Origin of the sequence: Microcoleus sp. D3_18_C2 (assembly GCF_036702395.1) — a bacterium.
Lineage (GTDB): Bacteria > Cyanobacteriota > Cyanobacteriia > Cyanobacteriales > Microcoleaceae > Microcoleus.
On record NZ_JAUBTG010000116.1, the window covers coordinates 1 to 5,521 of the forward strand.

The following is a 5,521-nucleotide window of genomic DNA, read 5'->3' on the forward strand; positions in this document are numbered from 1 at the left end:
AGGCTTGTGTCACTCTCTGTAGCCACCGCTGTAGACGTGCCTGAGACTTCCTTGAGAATGCGTTGTGCAGCTTGACTTACTGACTCACCCTCTAGTCTCTGAGCTTCTATCCAGTTCAGAAAGTGACCGGAAGCCCTGAACGATACGACTTGACTTTGACTCATTGTAGACACCTGTATACAGTATTTGTCTACAATAAATGATGTCTGTCTACACTGTCAACATTTTGTCTACAAGGCTAGTAGACATAAAGCCTACTAGCAGCGGTTTTTGGCTCAAACCAGACTTAAAGCTTCATCAGGTCAGAAGGTTCAAACTCGAATTGCCGAACGTTTCTGACAGGCTTATCGAACCTGACCAAGTAGCTAGTGCTACCACGGCTGCTGTAGATATTGTCCACGACCTCGCCTCGTGCTCCTTGATAGAGACCGCCGACATCCTTGACCACAACCCGATCGCCTATCTCAAAAGTTCTAGGCTTCTTGGCAGAGGTTGCTGTAGATTTAGCGGTTTCTGTAGTACAGCTCATCATTAATGTTTCTGAGTTTTCTAAAGATGCCGATTTTGTGTCCACAGTGTCCACACTTGCACTCAAAGTGTTGTCTAGTAAGGGTTTAAATGTGTGGACACTGGTGTCCACAGTGAGCCCACACTTGTCCACACTTTTGTCGTTATCTGCCTCTTTAAGTGTGGACACTGTGGACACCGTGAATAGGGAAGTGTGGACACGTGTATCGCTTTCTGCGTCATGGTTTGACGCTACTGTGGACACTGTGGACTGTGGACACAGGGTAAATGAAATTCTTTGACCTTTTGTTGTAGTCTCCCCATACTTCATCTCGACCAACTCTGCAAACCATTCTTGAATTTGCTGCTTGCTAGGTCGATGTTTGGCATTGAAAGCTAGGGTGACATCCCGTGCAGAAACTGTCCCACCCTTGGCTTCTGCCAGAGCGAGAATTTTTACTAAATTAGGGGCCAGTGCAGTTCGATCGGAGAATTCTGTGTAGAGCACGTCAATCTGGTTTGCGGTGAAAACCACAAATTTAACTGCTGCTCGCACAATACTTTTTGGGATGCGGGGCGTGACGGGTTGGTCGTTAAAAATACAGTTGAGTGTGTGAAGGACTCCGGCAAGCTTTCCCACTTTTTCCGGCGCCTTGCCAATCATCGCCCGTTTACCTTGCATAGGTTCTGCAACCCGCTTATCCTCTGCCTTGTTGTAAAACTCTGTAAAGTAGCGTTTGGCGTCGGGTTCTAGCTCTAGTTTTAGTGCTGGCAGTGCATCAATCTTTTGGTAAAGACTGCTAAGTATTGGAGTTAGATCAAAGCTTCCGCTGTCCTCTAGGGATAATTTCGATGCAGCCAGCGGTTGAATCACAAAATCGAACCGAGCAAACTTTCCGTTAGAGTCGCTGCAATCTTTGAGTAAGCTTGCGAGCACGTCGGGCTGAATTGTCCCGAACACTGACAGTAACAACCCGTCTAGGTCGGCTTTAACTCCCGACGCTCTTAGAACTGTGCTGCCTGTGCCGTTCCAAAATTCGAGTAAATCTTCATCGTCGGAACCTTTGCCACCCCGATACTGGTTTGCAGACTTAAACAGCCCCGCCAGTTCATCGCACCGATACATCAGCGCCTGATCGGGATGCTCAGCTACTTGATAGAGAATCCCCTCTCCTGTGGTCTTCGAGAAAGAGTAAAGTTTTTGGCGTGGTGGTTTTGGGGCAACACCTTTATCCTCTCCTTTTGCCGCTCTCCAACTTGCTAATTCCCTCTCGTAAGCTTCTTGTGCTTTTTCAAATTCCTTCCTTGCCTGTTCCCGCAATGGCTGCATCGGGCGATCAATAATTTCCCGCATGATGGGAGATTTTTTCTGGGAGGATTCAGCAACAATGCCAGCAAAATAATTAGGAGTGACGCGGTAGTTTGTGTCATTGCGGAGTTTGATTTCGCTCCCAACTTTAAAGAGGCTGGAAATTTGGGTCAGCAGAGTTGTGAGATAACACTCCGGTTTTAGGTTCAGCATTTTTGCCAGTTTTTCGATTGGCGCCGCTAAACCCACAGGGATGATTTCAGCAATATTTATCTGAGATTTTTTTGAGTCCAGGAGCCGTGTAACCTCTGCGGCCAAATCTTCCCTGTTGACCTCTTGCTCTAACTCTTGTTCACTGTCGCGGTAAATTTTCCAGACATCAGCCGGAGCCAGCCGATAAGTCTGAGCCAGCTCTGAGATTTTGATTTGAAGCTGCGACCTTTTTAAATCGGAGTCAAGCAGTTCGTCAATTTTGACCGCTAGTTCGGAAAGGTTGGGGACTTCAAACTTTGGATGACTGACAACTTTTTGCGCTTGCCGGGGAACTTCAAAAACTTTCTTCTCTCCGATCGCCGCTGTTATGTCGCTGACCGAAAGTTTCTCGTGCGTAATCCAGTCGAAAATATCGAGCCCGCCCTTCTCTGGCAAATTTTCCCAAGCTTTACTCTCTGGGAATGGGTAAAGCCACAAAGCATCAGGGAAGTGTTCGGCAACTTTCTCTGCGTGTTCGATTCCCTTTTTGTCCCGGTCAGGGACTATGACAATCAGCTTTGCACCTTGCAAGTCTAAGGAGTCGGTAAGTGTGAATTTACCGCCCCCGCCGATATTGGTAGTCGCAGCTAGCCCAAGCTTCCACAGTAAGTCAGCGCAAGGTTCACCCTCCACAAGGTAAATCGTTTCGTTGTTTGCGATCGCCTTTCTGATTTCGGCATAGCGGTAAACCGGGATATTGGCACGGGCAACCTTGTTTAAATCCTTATCTGTACCTAGCCCGTACAGCCATTGTTTTTTATCTTTATCCCAGCGTTGCTGCTTAATTTTCTTGTTACCCTCACCGTCATCAACCCGTTCTACACGTGCCAAAGGGGAACCATTGCGATCGGGATAGTCCCAGTAGCGAATACCTTTGGGTCGGATATCTTTGGTAGTTTTTTCTTTAAGAACGTACACACCGCAGCGGCTATCAGAACTTGTGCCGTCAAAGTGCCACAGGTCAGGCTGCTGAGTTTTGGTGTGGTCGAAGTTTTGATGGCAAAGAACCATCTTCCCGTCGTGGCTAATACGGCAGTCGCGGTCTTTGGTACGTCCACAGACCGGGCAAGGATTAGACTTGCTGCTGCTGATAAGATTTCCGCGAACACTTGTAACTTGACCGCCGATCGGAGTAGAATTGTTGTACACGAAATTTAGCTCGCCCACAGCGAGTTGAATGTGGATAGATGCAAAAGCCGTTCTTTCGAGTCGCCAAAACAAGAGAGGGACGGTTTTTTGCTGTGTGTATTTGTTGATTTTTTGAGCAACTAACAAGGTTGGCGACGCGCTCGTGTCGCCTAACCCCGATTGCACATTAGAGGATTAGGGAAATACTGGCCCCAGGTTACTGTTGCTATCCGACGGCATCTCTCTCACCTGTAGGCATAAGCGCTTCCCTTAATCCCTTTTTCTCAGCCGCAGAGCCAGGTTGACTTCACTTCGGACAAGCGCGCATTCTCATTATAGGAGTCTTGCGCCTTGACACAAACCGGAAACGTAAAAAAAACGTACCGAAAACGTACCAAAACTCACTCGTCGGGTTTAAAGGTAAAAGCATTAGACGAGTGAGTCAGAACAAGGCTTTCAGCGCCGCCAAGTCAGAGGGACTATTGTCCGAAATCTCGGACGGATTTTGCCGTGCCCTGACCACCCAAAACAGCATCCCACGGCCGAGGTTGTGGTTCCCCCGGTGTTGGTGTTGTCGGCACTGCTACCCCTAGCTGAGGCAATTGCAAGTCGTTGAGGTAGTAAGCGTACTGACTGTCCTCCCCCCGTTGCGGGTAAAACTTGCCGTTAGTTTTCCAGAAGAAGTCCTTGCCTCGCAGAACAGCCAGGACTAACTCTATTTCTGACTTAGTACCAGTCAATCTTAGGGCTGCTGTTGTTGGGATGTTTGGCTGTTTAGTCATTACTTTTCCCCCTCAAACTGATTGAGCAAATTTTGCAACTTGACCTTGCCTTCTGAGAATTTACGTCCTCCCATTTTGAGGACATTCTCAACAATCCAAGTCACAGACTTACCCGCTTCCCTCGACTTACAAACTTCCAAGTATATAGGGTAATCAGGAGAGTTGTAAGGGGAAGTTGTTTCCTGTAAGTCACTGCTGTATATAGCTTCCAGCGCTTGACGGCTGGCTTCCACGTCAACGCCAGGGGAAGTCAGGATAAGTTCTACTTCCTGCTGTCTTTGTTGCTGTGAAACGTAGACGCTGGCACTGATTTCGTCCTCTACATCTGCCTTAATTGCTCTCAGTTTCAATTCCTCAATTTCTCCCTCGTCTGCTAGTTGACGGGCGATATTTCCAGCGGAAACTGCACAAGCAATTGCAGCACACAAACTGACACCTTGCAGTGCTTTGTGAGTGTCTAGCTTTTTGTCTAGTGCTGCTAGTGGAACCAACCACAGCACGACAGAGGACGCACTCAACACAAACAGTTTTAGCTGCATAGAAACACCCCCAGACCAATCAGTAGCATCGCTAAACCGCCGATTAAAAGCGCTTGTAAATCAGCAACTGTAATCTTAAGTAGTTTGCTCAGGGAGTAGTCGAGCAACCAGCTCAACCCCCAAGCAATCGCAATCGCTGCTAACAAGAATGAGACGGCTTTCATTGCCATCGGATGCAGACTCGCTATCCACCCCAAAAGGGAGAAAGCGACGCATCCGGCAACAAAGTAATTTGCCAGATACATCGCTTTCATTTAGTTAGTCCCTCCTGTGAGTTTTGCCTTGATTTCATCAATCCGAGTGCGGGCATCGCTGCCAGCCTTATCAATCCCTAAACCCAGTCGGGCATAACTGGGACGTAAACTGTGCAAGTGCTTAGCTAGTCGAGTGTCTGAGCGTTTTTTCCCCAGTTCATTATCAGCCACAGCACCCTCATATTTGCGGTGATGACGGTGAACTTTAGCATCGGCTTCTTCAACTTTTGCTAGTGCTTCATAGGCTCGCTTAGACTGTTTTGCACCGTCTGTCTTCTCCTTTGCCAAGTCCTTCATAGCGTCCGCTTCTTCCTTAGTGAAATAGCGGGGTGCTGGCACAACTGGAACACTACGGATGCTGGAAAAATTACCAGGATTGAGCGGTGTGATGACGCTTGCGTCAGTGCTTGCCAAGACTTTGGATTTGTCAATAGCGTGTCCGCCGTCGTTGCTGGTAGTGAGTTTTCCAGCATCAGAATTACCGCCAAAAAGGCGTAGTTGTAAGCTCATAATTTTGTCCCAATTTGAATGTTGATGCGAACAGGAGAGGGAAATAAATTCAGGGGATTGATTTGACGCCACATAGACATTGCCAGCACAAAAACCCCCGTCGATGCGAGTATGAGTGCGATGAGTTGTCCAATGTCAACCCAGTCTAAAAAGCTGGTGGAAGTCTGGCGGGTGAAACCGCACACAGGGAACGAACCGTCGTTAGTCCAATCTAGGGTGTCTACACTTTCTAGAACTGTG

5 protein-coding genes and 1 pseudogene are annotated in these 5,521 nt (G+C 48.0%); all 6 read right to left on the reverse strand.

Annotation, left to right across the window (positions count from 1 at the left end):
* Positions 1–286 precede the first annotated feature (286 nt).
* Positions 287–3,382: a DUF3987 domain-containing protein gene (locus QUA88_RS29090; RefSeq protein WP_333231462.1), complete on the reverse strand. Its 3,096-nt coding sequence runs from the start codon at positions 3,380–3,382 to the stop codon at positions 287–289.
* 293 nt (positions 3,383–3,675) lie between these two features.
* The gene (locus tag QUA88_RS29095; protein WP_333058047.1) at positions 3,676–3,978 is read right to left on the reverse strand and encodes a hypothetical protein; all 303 of its coding nucleotides are present in this window, start codon (positions 3,976–3,978) and stop codon (positions 3,676–3,678) included.
* Positions 3,978–4,517 (reverse strand): hypothetical protein, encoded by a 540-nt coding sequence (locus tag QUA88_RS29100; RefSeq protein ID WP_333231464.1) that lies wholly within the window; start codon positions 4,515–4,517, stop codon positions 3,978–3,980. Before QUA88_RS29100 ends, QUA88_RS29095 begins: the two co-directional genes overlap by 1 nt.
* Positions 4,508–4,771, reverse strand: a complete 264-nt coding sequence (locus tag QUA88_RS29105; protein WP_333231466.1) for a hypothetical protein — start codon at positions 4,769–4,771, stop codon at positions 4,508–4,510. The genes QUA88_RS29100 and QUA88_RS29105 overlap by 10 nt, the downstream gene beginning before the upstream one ends.
* Positions 4,772–5,281, reverse strand: coding sequence for a hypothetical protein (locus tag QUA88_RS29110; RefSeq protein ID WP_333231468.1), 510 nt, complete (start codon positions 5,279–5,281; stop codon positions 4,772–4,774).
* Positions 5,278–5,521: pseudogene (locus QUA88_RS29115) on the reverse strand (hypothetical protein); the annotation flags it as partial. The pseudogene QUA88_RS29115 and the gene QUA88_RS29110, both read right to left, overlap by 4 nt.

Coding starts and splice junctions, on each gene's coding strand:
- QUA88_RS29110 (WP_333231468.1), bottom strand. CDS start 5,281: ATGAGCTTACAACTACGCCTTTTTGGCGGTAATTCTGATGCTGGAAAA.
- QUA88_RS29095 (WP_333058047.1), bottom strand. CDS start 3,978: ATGACTAAACAGCCAAACATCCCAACAACAGCAGCCCTAAGATTGACT.
- QUA88_RS29105 (WP_333231466.1), bottom strand. CDS start 4,771: ATGAAAGCGATGTATCTGGCAAATTACTTTGTTGCCGGATGCGTCGCT.
- QUA88_RS29100 (WP_333231464.1), bottom strand. CDS start 4,517: ATGCAGCTAAAACTGTTTGTGTTGAGTGCGTCCTCTGTCGTGCTGTGG.